This is a genomic window from Acinetobacter sp. TUM15071 (assembly GCF_008980925.1).
GTDB lineage: Bacteria > Pseudomonadota > Gammaproteobacteria > Pseudomonadales > Moraxellaceae > Acinetobacter > Acinetobacter dispersus.
Genome location: NZ_BKGB01000067.1, coordinates 1 through 447, shown reverse-complemented (window position 1 = coordinate 447; position 447 = coordinate 1). Strand labels below are relative to the sequence as shown.

1 protein-coding gene is annotated in these 447 nt (G+C 40.7%); it reads left to right on the top strand.

The genetic code is table 11. From position 1 onward, the window contains the following. Positions 1–41: 41 nt before the first annotated feature. On the top strand, positions 42–447 hold a 406-nt coding region (locus GBI66_RS19255), incomplete at its 3' end, for an alkyl hydroperoxide reductase (RefSeq protein ID WP_215901034.1).

Genomic DNA, 447 nt, shown 5'->3' with positions numbered 1-447 from the left:
GCATCTATTGAAAGAATTTGGATGCATTGGAGTAAAAACAGATGTTAGATCAAAACATTAAAACTCAATTAAAAGCTTACTTAGAACGTTTAGAAAGTCCAATCGAATTAGTTGCTGCTTTAGATGAGTCAGATAAATCAGCTCAAATTAAAGAGTTGGTGAGTGAAATCGCTGAGCTTTCTGACAAAGTGACTGCCCGTTTTGACGGTAACAATACACGTCGTCCAAGCTTTGGTGTGGCTAAAGCATGTGAACAACCGCGTGTGTTCTTTGCAGGCTTACCTATGGGTCATGAGTTTACGTCTTTGATCTTGGCACTGTTGCAGGTGTCTGGCTATGCACCTAAAGTGTCGGATGACGTGCTTAACCAGATTAAAGGTTTAAACCTCAAAGCAAACTTTGATGTATTCGTATCGCTTAGCTGTCATAACTGTCCGGACGTGGTAC